Here is a 14,346-nt window from a genome sequence, read left to right as displayed (position 1 = left end):
CACGTCGCCGCGGCCGCACACCGACGACGGGACAGTTGCCATGCCGCTCCAGGGCGAGTACGAGCCGAGCCCCACCCCATGGGTTCGTGACCAGGTCGAGCAGTACGAGAGCTCGGGCGGAACGGAGGGGACGACGCTGCGGGACATGCCCGTCATCGTCCTGACGACGGTGGGCGCCAGGAGCGGGAAGATCCGCAAGACACCCCTGATGCGGGTCGAGCACAACGGCTCGTACGCGGTGGTCGCCTCGCAGGGCGGGGCGCCGAAGCACCCCGTCTGGTACCACAACCTCACGGCCGACCCGCGCGCCGAACTGCAGGACGGGCCGGTCCGCCAGGACATGACCGCCCGTGAGGTGACGGGGGACGAGAAGGCGCAGTGGTGGGAGCGCGCCGTGGCGGCGTACCCCGACTACGCCGACTACCAGAAGAAGACCGACCGGCAGATCCCGGTCCTCGTCCTGGAACCGGCGGACACCCCGCACTGAGCGGCAGGGACGGACGGGCCGAAACGCCCGCCCGTCCGTCCCGCTACGCGGAACCCGAAGGGCCGGCCAGGTGCACCGGAAGCCGGTCGTGCCCGTTCGAGATGAAGGACGGCAGCGGCCGGAGCTCGCTCTCCGGCACCGCGAGCGTGAGACCGGGGAACCGGCCGAACAGCCCGCGCAGCGCCGTCTCCGCCTCCAGCCGGGCCAGCGGCGCTCCCAGGCACAGGTGGACCCCGTGACCGAACGACAGATGCTCCTTGTCCGCACGGGTGAGGTCGAACCGGTCGGCCGTGGCCCCGTGCAGTTCGGGGTGGCGGCCGGCCGCGGCGAGCCCGGCGATGATCGCCTCGCCCCGGCGTATCACCTGCCCGTCGGACAGGGTGATGTCCTCCACGGCGTAACGCAGCGGGAGATGGGCGACGGGAGCGTCGCGGCGCAGGGTCTCCTCCACCACATCGCTCCACCGCGCCCGGCCGCTGCGCACCAGTTCGCGCTCGTCGGGGTGGGTGAGCAGATTCGTGATGGCCTGGTCGAGGAGGTTGACCGTCGTCTCGTACCCCGCGCTGATCACGAGCAGCAGGGTGTCCAGCAACTCGTCCTCGGTCAGGGCGCTGCCGTCGCCCTCCGAATCGCGTGCGGCGATGAGCACGGACGTCATGTCCTCGCCGGGGTCGGTCCGCTTCGATGCGACCAGATCGTGCAGGACGGTGTAGAGCGCCGCGCTGTTGGCCTTCTCCTCCTCCGGGGTGAGGTTGGTCGAGAAGACGTTGTCGATCAGCCGGCGGAACGCGCTCTGCGAGGCGTCCGGGAGACCCATCAGGTGGCTGATGACCCGGATGGGCAGCGGGTAGCAGAAGCGCTCCCTGAGATCGACGGCAGTCCCGTCAGGAATGGCGGCCAGGTCGTCCAGCAGCGACTCCGTGAGCTCTTCCACGACCGTGGTCATGGCCCGGACGCGCCGCGCCGTGAACGCGGGCCGGACCAGCCGGCGCAGCCGCCGGTGGTCGTCGCCGAAGGCGGTGAACATGTTGTTCACGGCCACCCACAGCACCAGGGGCCAGCTGCCGACGACCTCGTCCGGGAATAACGGCCAGTGCTTGCGCGGGTCCTTGGAGACGCGCGGATCGGTGAGCAGCTGCCGCAGGAGCTCGGGCTGAGTGACGGCCCAGGCCTCGACGCCCAGCACGTCGACGCGAGTGGCGGGCCCGCGGTTACGGAGACCGGCGTCCTCCCGGACCCGGTCGAGCGCCAAGGGGTCCAGGACGTGGGGAGCGGCGTGCATCGGGGTTCTCCTTGCAGGCGACCGTTGCCGGCTCCGTCCGAGCCGACCGCGGGGACACTGCCCACCCGCCGCACGCTCGCAACCCCGGACGGGATGTCGCTGCGCACTTTCACAGACTGTGCGCAAAGGCGCCGAGAGCGGCTGCGGGACGAGGACGGCGCGACGGGATACTGTCCACCACGGCTCCTGAGGCGCGGAGCCGAGCGGAAGGATGCACAACCAGATGACTGACAACTCCGACATGGTCGCGTTCGTCCGGGCGCGTCTCGACGAGGAAGAGGGGATCGCGCGGGCGGCGGGCGGCGAGGGGTGGCGCTGCCCGGCCGAGGTGCCCGGCGAGATCCACGACCGGGGCGGCGCCATCGCCTTCACCCTGAGGACGCACGGCTACAACCACCACATCGCCTTGCAGGATCCCGCCCGGACCCTCCAGCGCATCGAGACCAGCAGGGTGCTCCTGGACGAGTACGCGGAGGTCGCGGAGCTCGATGTCGACCGCCCCCAGCGGGACTTCGCGTCCGGCCGGGCCTTCGGGCTGGGGTTCGTGGTCCGGCAGATGGCGGCGGAACACGCGGGGCACCCGGGCTACCGGGTGAAGTGGCTGCCGAGGTTCACGCAGTAGCTCGTAGCTCTCGGTTCCGTGGTTCTTTGGCTCAATGCGGGCCGGCGCCCCCTCGTACCCATGACAGGGGACACCGGTCCGCAAGGAGCGCCACGGCAGGTCAGAGCGGGTTCGTGCCGCCCTCGCCCTTGGTGGAGACCTGATCGCTTCGTTCCTCCAGCCGGTGCGCCTTGTCCTTGAGGCGCTGCCGCTCCTGAGGATCGGAGACCCGCTCGGCGGCCTCCTTCATTTCCTGCGCCTTGGCGCGGATACGCTCGGCGCGGCCGCCGGTTTCGTCCGCAATGCTCATGGTCACTCCTGGGTCTCGGGGGGAGAGCCGACCTCACCAGCGAATCAGCGCACCACCTCAACTGCATCTCGAGCGGTCACGCGCCGCTACGGAATACGGTGCGCAACGCCGCGACGGCTCCGGTGCGCACAACGCTCATGCCCCCGGTTCGCCCGCACCTATGCTCTGTGTATCGGGACCGCGCGGTCCCGTAGGTCGCGCGGCCGTGGCAGAGCGGCCCATTGCGATCGTCGTGGGGGAGGTCCCCCTCGCGACGACTGACGGGGTGCGGGCGGACCTGCCCCTGCCTGTCCGCGGGTTCGAATCCCGTCGGCCGCGCGACCGCCCGGCTCCCTGCGCCCCCGGTGCGATCCGCGCCGCCCCTTCTGGCAGGATCGTGCGCTTGAACGCACAGCCCGCTCACAGGAGTCGATGCTTCCGGCGGGCGAACGAGCACGTACGAACGGGGAACGAGGAACACATGCGTACATGGACGCGCGCCGTGCCTGCGGCGATGGGCGCGCTTGCGCTGGCCGTGGTGCTGAGCGGCTGCAACGGCACGGACTCGGCCAAGGACGGAAAGGGCTCCGGCTCGTCCGACGACAAGAAGACCTACCGCCTGGGCGAGGCGAGCCCGGCGCAGGAAAGCACCATGAAGGAGTCGAAGGGCAGCACGTTCACCGTCACACCCACGAAGGTGGCGACGGGAACGAAGGCGGACATGGACAATTCCGGCCTGGACAAGGACAAGGACAAGAGCCCCAAGATCCCGGTGTATGTGTGGGCGACCGTCACGCACAAGAGCGGCAAGGCCATGGAGGTCGGCGACATGGACGACGACCTGGTCGTGAAGACGGACAAGGGTGAGCGCACGAAGGCCCTGATCGTCATCATGGGTGAGGCGAAGTGGCCGGACTGCCCGGCGCCCGACTCGCTCAAGAAGCTGACCGCGGGCCAGTCGGAGAAGATCTGCAAGGCCTTCCTGATCCCCGAGGGGCAGAAGGCCGCCGCGGTCCAGCTGAGCCAGGGCTTCTACGACGAGCCCCTGGAGTGGCCGGCCGCCGGCTGACGACCGGCCGGGCCCGCTGCGCCGGGGACACCGCTCAGGGGCGGAAGGCCCTGAGCCAGACGTCGACGAGTGAGTCCGCGTACGCGGCGGTCAGCGGGCCCGAGCGGTGCAGCCAGCGCTGGAACAGGGGCGCGTAGAGCACTTCCAGGGCCAGATCGAGATCGGCGTCCGCGGCCAGCTGGCCGGCCCGCTGCGCGCTGCGGAGCCGTTCCTTCTTGGCCTCGTCCACGGGCCGGGCCAGCTTCTCGTGGTACTGCGCGGCGAGGCCGGGATCGTTGCTGATCTCGTTGTTGAGCGCACGGACCGGCCTCTCGAACTCCGGGTCGGCGAACTCGGCGGCCGTCGCGCGCATGACCGCTTTCAGGTCGGCCTCGACGTCGCCGGTGTCCGGCAGCGCCGTGCCCTGCCCCTCGGCGCCCTCGCTCAGCGCCAGGAACGCGTCGAAGATGACGGCACCCTTGGACGGCCACCAGCGGTAGATCGTCTGCTTGCCGACCCCTGCCCGGGCGGCGATGGTCTCGATCGCCACCTTCCCGTACCCGACCTCCGAGACCAGTGCCCGGGTCGCCTCGAGGATCGCCTGACGGGAGCGCTCGCTGCGGCGGGAGCGATCGGGCTTCATCGGCTGGGTCATGGGACTCAGGCTAGCACTTCAACGAGACGGACCGTTTCGTATTGACAAGAGCGGTGCGAGCCTGCAGGCTGAATCGAAGCGAGACGCACCGTCTCGTTTCAGGAAGCTGCAGGAAGTGGGATTGCATGACGACCGCCAGAGTCTGGTTCATCACCGGTGCCTCCCGGGGGCTGGGCAGAGCGTTCACCGAAGCCGCTCTGGCCGCCGGGGACCGGGTCGTGGCCGCGGCACGCAACACCGAGCCGCTCGCGGCCCTGTCCCGGGAGTATCCGGACATGCTCGTCCCGCTCGCGCTGGACGTCTCCGACCGCCGCGCCGTGTTCGACGGCGTGGAGCGCGCGGCCGCGGCCTTCGGACGGCTCGACATCGTGGTCAACAACGCCGGGGGACTGCTCTACGGGATGGTGGAGGAGGCCACGGAGGAGCAGATCCGGTCCCATCTGGACGTGAACTTCTTCGGCGCGGTCTGGGTGGCCCAGGCCGTCCTGCCGCACATGCGCGCCCAGGGGTCCGGCCGCATCCTGCAGATCACCTCGATGGGCGCCGCCGGCGGCATGGCGTCCGTGGGCTTCTACGGTGCGGGCAAGGTGGCGCTCGACTCGGTCAGCGAGGCGCTGGCGATGGAGGTGGCGCCGCTCGGCATCAACGTCACCATCGTGGAGATGGGGGGCTACGACACGGGCCTGTTCACCCAGGGCACCACGGCGACGGAGGCGCTCCCGCACTACGCGCCCCTGCGGGCCCAGCTGGCCGAGATGTGGGGCGACGAGACCGGGCCGGACCCGAGCACGGCCGCCCCCGTCATCATGGAACTGGCGTCACTGCCGGATCCGCCCCGACGGCTCATCGTCGGCGACCGGTCCTTCGACCAGGTCCAGGAACTGGTCCAGGGCCGGGCCGAGGTCTACCGGGCATGGGAAGCACTCAGCCGCAAGGCCCCGGGCTGACCCCGGGCGGCGGTCCGGGCCCCTGCGGGCGCGAGCCCTCGGCGCCCGGGCGACTGCGGCCGTGACCGCGACGGGCGCGTGAGCCGCGGTGGGCCATGGTCAGGCACCATGTCCCAGGTGATCACCATTCATCTGAAGTACGAGATCGACCCCGACCGCATCGAGGACTTCGAGGAGTACGGCCGTCGGTGGGTCGTGCTCGTCAACCGGTTCGGCGGCACCCACCACGGATACTTCCTGCCCAGCGAGGGAGACAGCGACATCGCCTACGCCCTCTTCTCGTTCCCCGGCTTCGCGGAGTACGAGCGCTACCGCGCGGACAGCGTCACCGACCCCGAGTGCCAGGCGGCGTTCGAACTGGCGCGCCGCACGAAGTGCATCCGCCGGTACGAACGCCGGTTCCTGCGCCCGCTCGACGACGGCACGTCACAGGCCCCGAGCGGCCTCTGACGGCAGAGTCACAGGCGCTACTTGCCCAGTTTCCCGGCGAGGGCGGCCCGTCGCGCGAACACCTCGTCCTTCGACGCGGCCATCTCACGCAGGGCCGCCTTCCGGTCCCGCTGCGCCAGCCGGTCCAGATAGAGGTGGCCGCGGAGGTGGTCCGTCTCGTGCTGGAGGCACCGGGCGAAGTAGCCCCGGCCCTCGATGACCAAAGGTTCGCCGTTCATGTCGAAGCCCCGCACGACGGCGTGGTCGAGGCGGGGCACGACCCGGTAGGGGCCGGGAACGGAGAGGCATCCCTCGGACTCCTCGACCAGGCTCCGCCGCTCCGCCGGAACCTCCTCCAGGACCGGATTGGCGATGTGCCCGACGTGCCGCACCCCCCACTCGTCGACGATGTCCCACACGAACAACCGCAGGTCCACATCGACCTGATTGGCGGCGAGCCCGGCGCCCTCCGCCACCCGGTTCGTGGCGAACATGTCGTCGACCAGCCGCGACAGTTCCGGCGTGCCGAAGCCGGTGACCTCGCGGCACCGCCGCCGCAGGATCTCCTCCCCGGCCACCGTGATGCGGCGCACCGCGCCCCGTTCGGCCTCGGGCGGGACACGGGGGTAGGAGTCCACCGGTTCACCCATGACACGCACCCGGCGGTCCTGCGGGGTGTCGTCGAACGGGACGGTCATGGGGTACCAGCGCCTTCCGCACATGTCTCGGACAGCCGAAGCGCGGATCCGCGGCCGGTCCGCGGCGCAGCTTGACCGAATGCTTTGCAAAGTAGCACCCTTTGCAAAATGAGCGAGGAGAATCGTCAAGTCCCGTCCATGGACCCCCGGCTGCACCGAGTCCGCCGGTCCCTCCCCGACCACCCGGTGCGAGTGGCCCTCCTGGACCTGCTCGCGGAGGTCGGCACGGTCACCTCCACCCAGGCCGCCGCCCGCCTCGGACACAGCTCCGGCCTCTGCTCCTTCCACCTGCGCCAACTCGCCCGGCACGGCCTCATCGAGGAGGCGCCGCACAGCGGTGGCAGGGCGCGGCCGTGGCAGCTGCGCTGGGAGCACTCCGGCGAGGTGAGCGGCCGGGAAGCGCCGCAGGAGTTCGCCGCGCTGGCGCGTGGACTTGAGGACGAGAGCTACCAGCACTGGCTGGCACACCGGGAACAGGCGCCGAGCGTGTGGCAACGGGACGAGTCGTTCAGCACCGTGGTCCACCTGACCCCGGCGGAGACGGCCGAACTCGGCGCGTCCGTCCGCCGCCTGCTGGCCGGGTACCGCGACCGGGACCACGACCCCGCCGCGCGTCCCGCCGGCACGGTGGCCGTGGCCGTGGTCACGCGCCTGTTCCCGTTCCTGGAGGAGTGAGCCGGCCGTCCTCCCCGCCTCAGGCTTCGCCGAGGTCCGAACTGAGCCAGTGCTGGGGCCGCATGTGGATGACCACCTGCTCACCGTGCTCCCGCCAGGCGAGATCGACGTAGCCGTCGACCCGCTCCGCGGGGAGATAGCGCGTCGAGATCTCCACCAGTTGCTCGCGGGTGGCCGCGTGGGTCGCGATGACGGGACCTTCGACGGAGACGTACCGAACGGTCGGCGTGACCCGGTCGACCATCAGCGAGAACCGGCCTGCCGCGGCGATCGAGATCCCCTTCCGTGAGTGACGTCCCGTCATGATCCAGATGTCGCCGCCCGGTTCGTACGCGTACCAGATCGGCACGGTGAGAGGGGCGCGGTCCGTCTCCGTCGCGTTCACGGCCAGCGCGGCGACATGGGGTTCGGCCAGGAACTGCTCGCGCTCTTCATGGGTCAAGGGCATGAATGACTCCTTCGGGCTCGTTCTCGGGATCTCCAGGTGTCGCATTATGCAACGTTCGCCCCGCTTCTGCCGGTGGTGCGGTGAGCGTGGCCGAAGGGCGATGCCCGCCGGGCGGGCCACCGGGCTCCGTCCGCGACCCGTTCGCACGGACCGTTGTCAGTGGCGTGGTGCAGGATCGGGACATCGGCTTCCGAAGGAGTGGGGGATCACTGTGTCGATCGCGAACCAGCAAGTGATGGGGTACGCGTTCCTGCATGGGCTGTACGCGGACGCGTATTTCCCGGATCGCGTCGTGGACAAGGGCAGGAAGATCCTCCTGGACCTCTGCGAGCGGATCGAGGCGGAACAGCCTTCGGACCTCACGGCGTTGTACGCCCTCACGGAAGCGGCGACGAAGCAGTTCAACGCGCTGGAGGGGGAGTTCGAGGCGGCGGGAAGCGAGATCGAGACCGTCGCGCGCGAGGAGATAGCCGAGGACTTCTGGTTCGTCGCAACGGCCTACGGTTTCGGCGACGCGGAGGTGGAGGCGCTCATCGCCGCTCGTGAATGGTGAGGCGTCCGGCCGGAACAGGTGGCCATCACGTCAATGGGGAGGCGACGGGGCACACGGGGGCGGGCGGCTCACCGGAGCCGCTGCGCCGCCGTCGTGATGCGCACTACGCCGGCTCGGCGGAGGCGCGGCCCGCCGCCGTGTCGATGACCTGTTCCAGGACCTCACGGGAGCGCAGCAGGTCGTTGATGCTGCCGTCGATCCGGTCCCGCTCGGTGGTGAGTTCGGCCACCAGCTCCGGAGTGGCCCGCAGGGACGGACCGCCGTCCTCGTCCCTCATGCAGGGCAGGATCCGGGCGATCCTCGAACTGTGCAGGCCGGCCGCGTAGAGCTCCTGGATGCGGATGACGCGGTCGACCGCCTTCTCGGGGTAGTCGCGGTGGCCGCCGGGCGTCCGGTCGGCTGTCAGCAGCCCCTGTTCCTCGTAGTAGCGAAGCGACCGTTCGCCGACGCCGGTACGTGCCGCCAGTTCGCCGATGCGCATGCCCCACCCCTCGACTTGAATCTGACACCAATGTCAGGTTCTACGTTACCGGCATGACGCACACCGAGCAGGAATCCACCGCATCCCGCCTCTTCGAATCCGTCCGCCTCGGCCGGCTGGACCTGCCCAGTCGCCTGGTCATGGCGCCGCTGACACGCAACCGTGCCGGAGCGGACGGTGTCCCCGGCGAACTCATGGCCACCCACTACGCCCAGCGCTCATCGGCCGGTCTGATCATCGCCGAGGCGACGACACCCAACGCCGTCGGCCAGACCTACCCCCACATTCCGGGTATCCACAACGCCGCGCAGACCGCCGGCTGGCGCCGCGTCACCGACGCGGTGCGCGCGGCCGCCGGCGAGAGCCGGATGTTCCTCCAACTGCAGCACGGCGGCCGGGTCGGCCACCCCGACACCAGCGGCCACATCCCGCACGCACCGTCCCCCGTGCGCTTCCCGGAGACACTGCACACACCGAGCGGGCTCCAGGATGCCGTCGAGCCCATCGAGATGTCCGCCGAGGACGTCAGGTCCACCATCGCCGACTTCGCCACCGCCGCCCGCAACGCCGTGTCCGCCGGCTTCGACGGTGTGGAGGTCCACTCGGCCAACGGCCATCTGCTGCACCAGTTCCTCGCCAAGAGCACCAACCGCCGGACCGACGAGTGGGGCGGTCCGGCGGAGAACCGCATCCGCTTCACCGTCGAGGTGGTGCGGGCCGTCGCGGAGGCCATCGGCCCGGAACGGGTCGGCGTACGCATCTCGCCCGGACTGGGCGTCAACAGCATCGACGAGGGGGACACCGAGGACATCTACGCGGCGCTGCTGCCGTCTCTCGCCCGCATCGACCCGGTCTATCTGCACCTGATCTACGCCGATCCGGACCAGCCGCTCTTCTCCACCATCCGCAAGGAGTGGCCCGGCACACTGATCGCCAACCCGGCGCTCTCCCGCGAGGACCTGGCGGCAGACGGCGGCATGCGCCGCGGGGAGCGCCTCCTGGCCGAAGGCGCCGACCTGATCGCGCTGGGCCGCGGGTTCCTCGCCAACCCCGACCTCGTGGAGCGGCTGCGCACGGGCGCGCCGCTCAACCCGATCCGCCCGGAGTTCCTGATGCACGTGCACGGAGCCGAGGGGTACAACGACTACCCGACCCTGGCGGAACTCTGACTCCGGGCTCCGAACCGTGAGCCGGAGCCGGAGCCGGAGCCCGGAGCCCGGAGCCGGAGTCCGGATCCGGTGAGGACCGCGGCCGGGCGGTGTCCGGGGGCAACGTAACGTCGTGCGTGAGCCCCCGCCGTATCCGGCCCTCACCGGCCACCGCTCCAGGAGGAACCCATGGCCAGCCGCGACCCCGAACGCCCCAACGTCCTGCTGATCCTCTCGGACGACCAGGGACAGTGGGCGATGGGGTGCTCCGGGAACGACGAGATCCGCACACCGCACCTGGACGCCCTCGCGGACCGCGGCATCCGCTTCAGCCGGTTCTTCTGCACCTCGCCGGTCTGCTCGCCCGCCCGCGCCTCGCTCTTCACCGGCGAACTCCCCTCCCAGCACGGGGTCCACGACTGGCTGTCCTACCACCACGCAGGACGGACGGGCGTCGACTTCCTCTCCGGACGGACGCTCTTCACGGATCTCCTGGCGGACGAGGGATACCGGCTCGGGCTCAGCGGCAAGTGGCACCTCGGTGCCAACGACCGCCCGCGCAGGGGGTTCGTCCACTGGTACGCGCACGAGAGCGGCGGCGGGCCGTACTACGGGGCGCCGATGTACCGCGACGGCAACCGGACCGAGGAACCCGCCTACCTGACCGACGCCCTCGCGGACGACGCCGAGGCGTTCCTCACCGCCGAGTCGGACCGGCCGGAGCCCTTCCACCTGTCCCTCCACTTCACCGCACCGCACAAGCCCTGGCACGGCCAGCACCCCGACGCGTACACGGCGTTGTACGAGGACTGCGCCTTCGACACCTGCCCGCAGGAGCCGGCCCACCCCTGGCAGCCGCTGGACGAGAACGGCGCTCCGGTCGGGGGCGAGGGCGACGCCCGGCAGGCGCTCATCGGCTACTTCGCCGCCACCACGGCCATGGACGCCTCCATCGGCCGGGTCCTGGACCGGCTCGACGCGCTCGGCCTCACCGAGTCCACGCTCGTGATCTTCACCAGCGACAACGGCTTCAACGCCGGCCACCACGGCATCTGGGGCAAGGGCAACGGGACGTTCCCGCAGAACATGTACGACAGTTCGGTCCTGGTGCCCTGCCTGATCTCGCAGCCCGGGCGCATACCGGCGGGACGCCACTGCGACGCGCTGCTCTCCCAGTACGACGTGCTGCCCACACTCGTCGAACACCTCGGCCTCGACCACACCCACGACCCACGCCTGCCGGGCCGGTCGTTCGCGGACATCCTCACCGGGGCGGCCGGAGACCCCGACGAGGAACGGGAGCGGGAGAGGGAACGGGTCGTCGTCTACGACGAGTACGGACCGGTGCGGATGATCCGGACCCGGGACCGCAAGTACGTCCACCGTTACCCGCACGGCCCGCACGAGCTCTACGACCTGACGGCCGACCCGGGGGAGCGGGACAACCTGGCCGACCGGCCCTCCCGCGCGGCCGAACGCACCGAGCTCGCGGCCCGGCTCGACGCCTGGTTCGCCACGTACGTCGATCCGGCCCTGGACGGCGCCCGGCTCCCCGTCACCGGCTCCGGCCAGCGGACCCCGGTCACGCCCGGCTCCCTCGCGACCTCCTTCGAACCGGCGCCGTAGCAAGCCGCACGTCCACAGGCGAGCGGCCCCGCGGACGGCAATCGAGGACGGAGCGGTGATCGCCGGGCCGCCGGCGCACCTGGGCTGCTCCGACCTGTCCGCCCGGACATGACCCATCCAGGACAGGATGGGTCATGTGAACAGCCCCTCGCTGCAGCAGAAGGTCCAAACCGTTCTCGACGAGCTCGTCGACACCGGTGCCGAAACCGGCCTGCAGGTGGCCGTCCACCACCGCGGCGACCTTGTGGTCGACGCCGTCGCCGGTATCGCCGACGCCGGGACGGGCCGCACGATGACTCCGGAGACTCCGGTCTTCAGCTTTTCCTCCGGCAAGGTCATGACATCACTCCTGGCCCACCTGCTCGTGGGGACCGGTGCGGTCGGGTACGAGACTCGCGTGGCCGACCTGTGGCCGGAGTTCGGTGCCCGCGGCAAGGCGACCGCGACTCTCCGGCACGTGCTGACGCACTCGGTCGGCGTGCCGGCGATGCCTCGCGACATCGGCCCGGCCGACCTGCCCGACTGGCCGAGGGTCTGCACCGCGCTGGCCGACGCCGAACCGCGGTGGCGTCCCGGAGCCGAGACCGGGTACCACGCGTTCACCTTCGGCTTCCTCGTCGGCGAGTTCGCACGCAGGGCCACCGGCAGAGCGATGCACCGGCTCCTGCACGACTGGGTCACCGCGCCCCTGGGGCTGGAGAGCGACCTGTACTTCGGGGTGCCCCGATCCGACCTGGCCCGGCTGGCACGACTGGAGGACGGCACGCCGGGCCCTGTCGCCGGACCCGACGGTGATGCCGTGCTTGCGCCTTGGGAAATGCGACCCGCCGCCGCGCTGGGGAACAACCAGGAGATCCTGCAAGCGGACATCCCGTCGGTCGGCACCTTCACCGCGCGCGGAATCGCGGCCATGAACGCCGCGGTCCTCGACGGCCGGCTCATCGACGCACAGCGGCTCGAAACGCTGACGACGGTGGCCTTCGAGGGCACCGACCGGGTCTTCGGCAACCCTGCACGGCTGGCCCTCGGCTATCCCGTCGGCCGCATCGGCACCCGGCCGGACGAGACACCCACCACGTTCGGCTGGGTGGGTGGCGGCGGCAGCTACGTCTACGCCGACACCGCGACCGGCACCTCCTTCGCCCTGACCAAGACCCTTCTCACCCCTCACTTCGACACCGCACGACGACTCGCGGACATGACCTCGGCGGCGCTCGGCCCACGTGTCTGAGTGACGCGTGGCGTGCTGTTCGCCCATGGCCGGGCCGGGCGGCCGCCCCGGGGAATCGCCCGCGACGTCCGGGCCGTTCCGGCGTGCTACCCGCCTCAGGAGCCGGTGTTCCCCGGCGCGCGGCGTCGCAGCAGCTCCGAGACCTTCCGTCGCGGGGGACGGGCGGTGATGTCGCCGCCGCGGGACTGGCCCGACACGCGCACCTGGAGGGTGAGAGGGGCGTCCGGTTCCGGCACGGGACGGATCTTGATCTCGCCGCTGCTGCGTTCCAGGCCATCGGTGTCGACGAGGATCCCCGGCCTGGTCACCAGGGTCAGGTTCCCCCCGACGCGCAGATCGACATCGAGGTGAAGGGTGCCGTGGGTGATCACCGCTTCCGTGAAGTCGAGCTTCGCGTCGCAGAACATCAGCCGGATCTCCATCCGGCGGGGAACGAGCCAGCGGCCGGTGCGGGTCACGTCGCCGAATCGCTGGTCGATCCTGACCAGTTCCTTGGCCTGCGGCGGCATTCCGTCCGACGGCAGATCGGCCGTCAGGACGGTCAGTTCTCCCATGGTGCGGGCGGAGAGCGCGGCGTCCAGTCGTTCGTCCAGCTCGGTGGCGGTGAGCCGGCCGTCGCCCGCTGCGACCTGCAGGACCTCCACGACCTGGTCCCGGTCCCGGTCGGAGGCCCGCAGTTCGGGCCTGGTGTCGCGTCCGGAGGAGTCGTCGGCAGCCCGCGGTTCACCCGTCATAGCGGCATTCTGGTGCAGTTCCCGGGGCCTCGCAATGTTGATTGATCAGGACGGCGAACAGGGTCGCAGCCGGCCGATCCCGCGGGTCACGGCGTAGGCGCAGGGAAGGCCGGTCCGGCCTCGTTCTCCCGGTTGGCCGCCGCGCGCAGCAGCTCCCGCAGTTCAAGGGCGGCCGGCAACGGGGCGGTGGGCAGCGCGACATGCAGCGTCCGGCGCAGGGCCGGGTCGGTGAGCCGGCGCAGGACGAGGGTGCCGGGGATCGCGCCTGCGGCGAGTGAGGGGACGAGCGCCACGCCGAGGCCCGCTGCGACATAGCCGAACTTCCCGGTCCACTCCGCGATACGGATGATCTTCCTCGGGCTGAAGCCCGCCCGGGTACAGGCATCGGCGAGCATCGTCGGACGGTCGCCGTACGCGCTCTGGAGCCAGGCCTCGTCGCGCAGTTCACGCAGGTCGACGGCGTCGGCCCCGGCCAGCCGGTGTCCCCGGGGAAGTGCGACGCGCAGCTCGTCCTCGCACAGCACCGTCGTGCCGACACCGTCGGCCTCCGGCAGGCCGGACGGGTAGTCGCTGACGACGGCGAGGTCGAGAGCCCCGTCGACAAGTCGCCTTACCAGGGTCTCGGTCGGGCCCTCCGTGGCCTCCACCTCGATCTTCGGTCTGGCGTCCCGGAGCGCTCTCAGCGCGGTCGGAACCAGCGAGATGTTGGCGGTGGCGAACGCGCCCACGTGCAGTGGACCGCCCTTTCCGGCGTGGAGTTCGGCCAGTTCCCGCTCCGCCCTCGACAGCCGGTCCAGGACCTCCGTGGCGTGCCGGTGCAGCGTCCGGCCGGCGGGGTTGAGCCGTACGCCTCTCGGGAGCCGGTCGAACAGAGGCCCGCCCGCCTGCTGCTCCAGCGCGGCGATACGCCGCGACACCGCGGACTGCGTGTAGTTGAGCCGGATCGCGGCTCGGGTGAACGAACCGCTCTCCGTCACGGCCACGAGCAGTCGCAGCGCATCGTTCTCGAACACC

18 protein-coding genes and 1 tRNA gene are annotated in these 14,346 nt (G+C 70.8%); 11 read left to right on the top strand and 8 right to left on the bottom strand.

Going from position 1 to position 14,346, the window contains the following annotated elements:
• The first annotated feature begins 40 nt into the window (after positions 1-40).
• A complete protein-coding gene (locus tag OG408_RS03040; RefSeq protein WP_326668011.1) occupies positions 41-487 on the top strand; it encodes a nitroreductase family deazaflavin-dependent oxidoreductase in 447 nt (148 codons plus the stop codon).
• A gap of 43 nt (positions 488-530) precedes the next feature.
• Here the strand turns inward: OG408_RS03040 and OG408_RS03035 are convergent, their stop codons facing one another.
• Positions 531-1,769 carry a cytochrome P450 family protein gene (locus OG408_RS03035; RefSeq protein ID WP_326668009.1) on the bottom strand — a complete coding sequence of 413 codons (1,239 nt, stop codon included), beginning with the start codon at positions 1,767-1,769 and terminating at the stop codon, positions 531-533.
• Between the two features lie 223 nt (positions 1,770-1,992).
• On the opposite strand from OG408_RS03035, the gene OG408_RS03030 reads away from it, so the two are divergent.
• Positions 1,993-2,391: a DUF6221 family protein gene (locus OG408_RS03030; protein ID WP_266787167.1), complete on the top strand. Its 399-nt coding sequence runs from the start codon at positions 1,993-1,995 to the stop codon at positions 2,389-2,391.
• A 100-nt stretch (positions 2,392-2,491) separates the two neighbouring features.
• Here OG408_RS03030 and OG408_RS03025 read toward each other — a convergent pair whose 3' ends face one another.
• Positions 2,492-2,680 (bottom strand): DUF6381 family protein, encoded by a 189-nt coding sequence (locus OG408_RS03025; RefSeq protein ID WP_266787169.1) that lies wholly within the window; start codon positions 2,678-2,680, stop codon positions 2,492-2,494.
• Between the two features lie 199 nt (positions 2,681-2,879).
• On the opposite strand from OG408_RS03025, the gene OG408_RS03020 reads away from it, so the two are divergent.
• Together OG408_RS03020 and OG408_RS03015 are read left to right on the top strand one after the other, a co-directional pair.
• Positions 2,880-2,998 (top strand) — tRNA-OTHER (locus tag OG408_RS03020).
• Between the two features lie 142 nt (positions 2,999-3,140).
• On the top strand, positions 3,141-3,728 hold the full coding sequence (locus OG408_RS03015; RefSeq protein WP_266787171.1) for a hypothetical protein: 588 nt from the start codon (positions 3,141-3,143) through the stop codon (positions 3,726-3,728).
• A 34-nt stretch (positions 3,729-3,762) separates the two neighbouring features.
• Here the strand turns inward: OG408_RS03015 and OG408_RS03010 are convergent, their stop codons facing one another.
• On the bottom strand, positions 3,763-4,362 hold the full coding sequence (locus OG408_RS03010) for a TetR/AcrR family transcriptional regulator (protein WP_326668004.1): 600 nt from the start codon (positions 4,360-4,362) through the stop codon (positions 3,763-3,765).
• A gap of 125 nt (positions 4,363-4,487) precedes the next feature.
• Here OG408_RS03010 and OG408_RS03005 point away from each other — a divergent pair, with 125 nt between their 5' ends.
• Together OG408_RS03005 and OG408_RS03000 are read left to right on the top strand one after the other, a co-directional pair.
• Positions 4,488-5,309: an SDR family NAD(P)-dependent oxidoreductase gene (locus OG408_RS03005; RefSeq protein WP_326668002.1), complete on the top strand. Its 822-nt coding sequence runs from the start codon at positions 4,488-4,490 to the stop codon at positions 5,307-5,309.
• Between the two features lie 117 nt (positions 5,310-5,426).
• Complete coding sequence (locus tag OG408_RS03000) at positions 5,427-5,759, top strand: NIPSNAP family protein (protein ID WP_266787177.1); 333 nt, start codon at positions 5,427-5,429, stop codon at positions 5,757-5,759.
• Between the two features lie 17 nt (positions 5,760-5,776).
• Here the strand turns inward: OG408_RS03000 and def are convergent, their stop codons facing one another.
• Complete coding sequence (def, locus tag OG408_RS02995; protein ID WP_326668000.1) at positions 5,777-6,436, bottom strand: peptide deformylase; 660 nt, start codon at positions 6,434-6,436, stop codon at positions 5,777-5,779.
• A 108-nt stretch (positions 6,437-6,544) separates the two neighbouring features.
• Here def and OG408_RS02990 point away from each other — a divergent pair, with 108 nt between their 5' ends.
• Positions 6,545-7,111, top strand: a complete 567-nt coding sequence (locus OG408_RS02990; protein ID WP_326667998.1) for a helix-turn-helix domain-containing protein — start codon at positions 6,545-6,547, stop codon at positions 7,109-7,111.
• A gap of 19 nt (positions 7,112-7,130) precedes the next feature.
• Here OG408_RS02990 and OG408_RS02985 read toward each other — a convergent pair whose 3' ends face one another.
• Positions 7,131-7,559, bottom strand: coding sequence for a pyridoxamine 5'-phosphate oxidase family protein (locus tag OG408_RS02985; RefSeq protein ID WP_326667996.1), 429 nt, complete (start codon positions 7,557-7,559; stop codon positions 7,131-7,133).
• A gap of 211 nt (positions 7,560-7,770) precedes the next feature.
• On the opposite strand from OG408_RS02985, the gene OG408_RS02980 reads away from it, so the two are divergent.
• Complete coding sequence (locus OG408_RS02980) at positions 7,771-8,112, top strand: DUF5713 family protein (RefSeq protein ID WP_326667994.1); 342 nt, start codon at positions 7,771-7,773, stop codon at positions 8,110-8,112.
• A gap of 103 nt (positions 8,113-8,215) precedes the next feature.
• Here the strand turns inward: OG408_RS02980 and OG408_RS02975 are convergent, their stop codons facing one another.
• Positions 8,216-8,593, bottom strand: coding sequence for a MerR family transcriptional regulator (locus OG408_RS02975; RefSeq protein WP_266787185.1), 378 nt, complete (start codon positions 8,591-8,593; stop codon positions 8,216-8,218).
• Positions 8,594-8,646: 53 nt separating this feature from the next.
• Here OG408_RS02975 and OG408_RS02970 point away from each other — a divergent pair, with 53 nt between their 5' ends.
• From OG408_RS02970 to OG408_RS02960, 3 genes are all read left to right on the top strand, one after another.
• Positions 8,647-9,762: an alkene reductase gene (locus OG408_RS02970; RefSeq protein ID WP_326667992.1), complete on the top strand. Its 1,116-nt coding sequence runs from the start codon at positions 8,647-8,649 to the stop codon at positions 9,760-9,762.
• A 168-nt stretch (positions 9,763-9,930) separates the two neighbouring features.
• Complete coding sequence (locus tag OG408_RS02965; protein ID WP_326667990.1) at positions 9,931-11,367, top strand: sulfatase-like hydrolase/transferase; 1,437 nt, start codon at positions 9,931-9,933, stop codon at positions 11,365-11,367.
• 136 nt (positions 11,368-11,503) lie between these two features.
• Positions 11,504-12,598 carry a serine hydrolase domain-containing protein gene (locus OG408_RS02960; protein ID WP_326667988.1) on the top strand — a complete coding sequence of 365 codons (1,095 nt, stop codon included), beginning with the start codon at positions 11,504-11,506 and terminating at the stop codon, positions 12,596-12,598.
• Positions 12,599-12,693: 95 nt separating this feature from the next.
• Here OG408_RS02960 and OG408_RS02955 read toward each other — a convergent pair whose 3' ends face one another.
• Positions 12,694-13,332 carry a DUF1707 SHOCT-like domain-containing protein gene (locus OG408_RS02955; protein WP_326667985.1) on the bottom strand — a complete coding sequence of 213 codons (639 nt, stop codon included), beginning with the start codon at positions 13,330-13,332 and terminating at the stop codon, positions 12,694-12,696.
• Positions 13,333-13,418: 86 nt separating this feature from the next.
• Positions 13,419-14,345, bottom strand: coding sequence for a LysR family transcriptional regulator (locus OG408_RS02950; protein WP_285564075.1), 927 nt, complete (start codon positions 14,343-14,345; stop codon positions 13,419-13,421).
• Between the last annotated feature and the right edge of the window lies 1 nt (position 14,346).

The organism is Streptomyces sp. NBC_01257, from assembly GCF_035917255.1.
In the GTDB taxonomy this organism is placed as follows: Bacteria; Actinomycetota; Actinomycetes; order Streptomycetales; family Streptomycetaceae; genus Streptomyces.
This window is presented reverse-complemented; position numbering and strand designations above follow the sequence as displayed.

What these genes read in the sequence shown, in the direction of transcription:
- OG408_RS03040 (WP_326668011.1), top strand. Translation starts at nt 41, where the DNA reads ATGCCGCTCCAGGGCGAGTACGAGCCGAGCCCCACCCCATGGGTTCGT.
- OG408_RS03035 (WP_326668009.1), bottom strand. Translation starts at nt 1,769, where the DNA reads ATGCACGCCGCTCCCCACGTCCTGGACCCCTTGGCGCTCGACCGGGTC.
- OG408_RS03030 (WP_266787167.1), top strand. Translation starts at nt 1,993, where the DNA reads ATGACTGACAACTCCGACATGGTCGCGTTCGTCCGGGCGCGTCTCGAC.
- OG408_RS03025 (WP_266787169.1), bottom strand. Translation starts at nt 2,680, where the DNA reads ATGAGCATTGCGGACGAAACCGGCGGCCGCGCCGAGCGTATCCGCGCC.
- OG408_RS03015 (WP_266787171.1), top strand. Translation starts at nt 3,141, where the DNA reads ATGCGTACATGGACGCGCGCCGTGCCTGCGGCGATGGGCGCGCTTGCG.
- OG408_RS03010 (WP_326668004.1), bottom strand. Translation starts at nt 4,362, where the DNA reads ATGACCCAGCCGATGAAGCCCGATCGCTCCCGCCGCAGCGAGCGCTCC.
- OG408_RS03005 (WP_326668002.1), top strand. Translation starts at nt 4,488, where the DNA reads ATGACGACCGCCAGAGTCTGGTTCATCACCGGTGCCTCCCGGGGGCTG.
- def (WP_326668000.1), bottom strand. Translation starts at nt 6,436, where the DNA reads ATGACCGTCCCGTTCGACGACACCCCGCAGGACCGCCGGGTGCGTGTC.
- OG408_RS02990 (WP_326667998.1), top strand. Translation starts at nt 6,545, where the DNA reads ATGAGCGAGGAGAATCGTCAAGTCCCGTCCATGGACCCCCGGCTGCAC.
- OG408_RS02985 (WP_326667996.1), bottom strand. Translation starts at nt 7,559, where the DNA reads ATGCCCTTGACCCATGAAGAGCGCGAGCAGTTCCTGGCCGAACCCCAT.
- OG408_RS02975 (WP_266787185.1), bottom strand. Translation starts at nt 8,593, where the DNA reads ATGCGCATCGGCGAACTGGCGGCACGTACCGGCGTCGGCGAACGGTCG.
- OG408_RS02970 (WP_326667992.1), top strand. Translation starts at nt 8,647, where the DNA reads ATGACGCACACCGAGCAGGAATCCACCGCATCCCGCCTCTTCGAATCC.
- OG408_RS02965 (WP_326667990.1), top strand. Translation starts at nt 9,931, where the DNA reads ATGGCCAGCCGCGACCCCGAACGCCCCAACGTCCTGCTGATCCTCTCG.
- OG408_RS02955 (WP_326667985.1), bottom strand. Translation starts at nt 13,332, where the DNA reads ATGACGGGTGAACCGCGGGCTGCCGACGACTCCTCCGGACGCGACACC.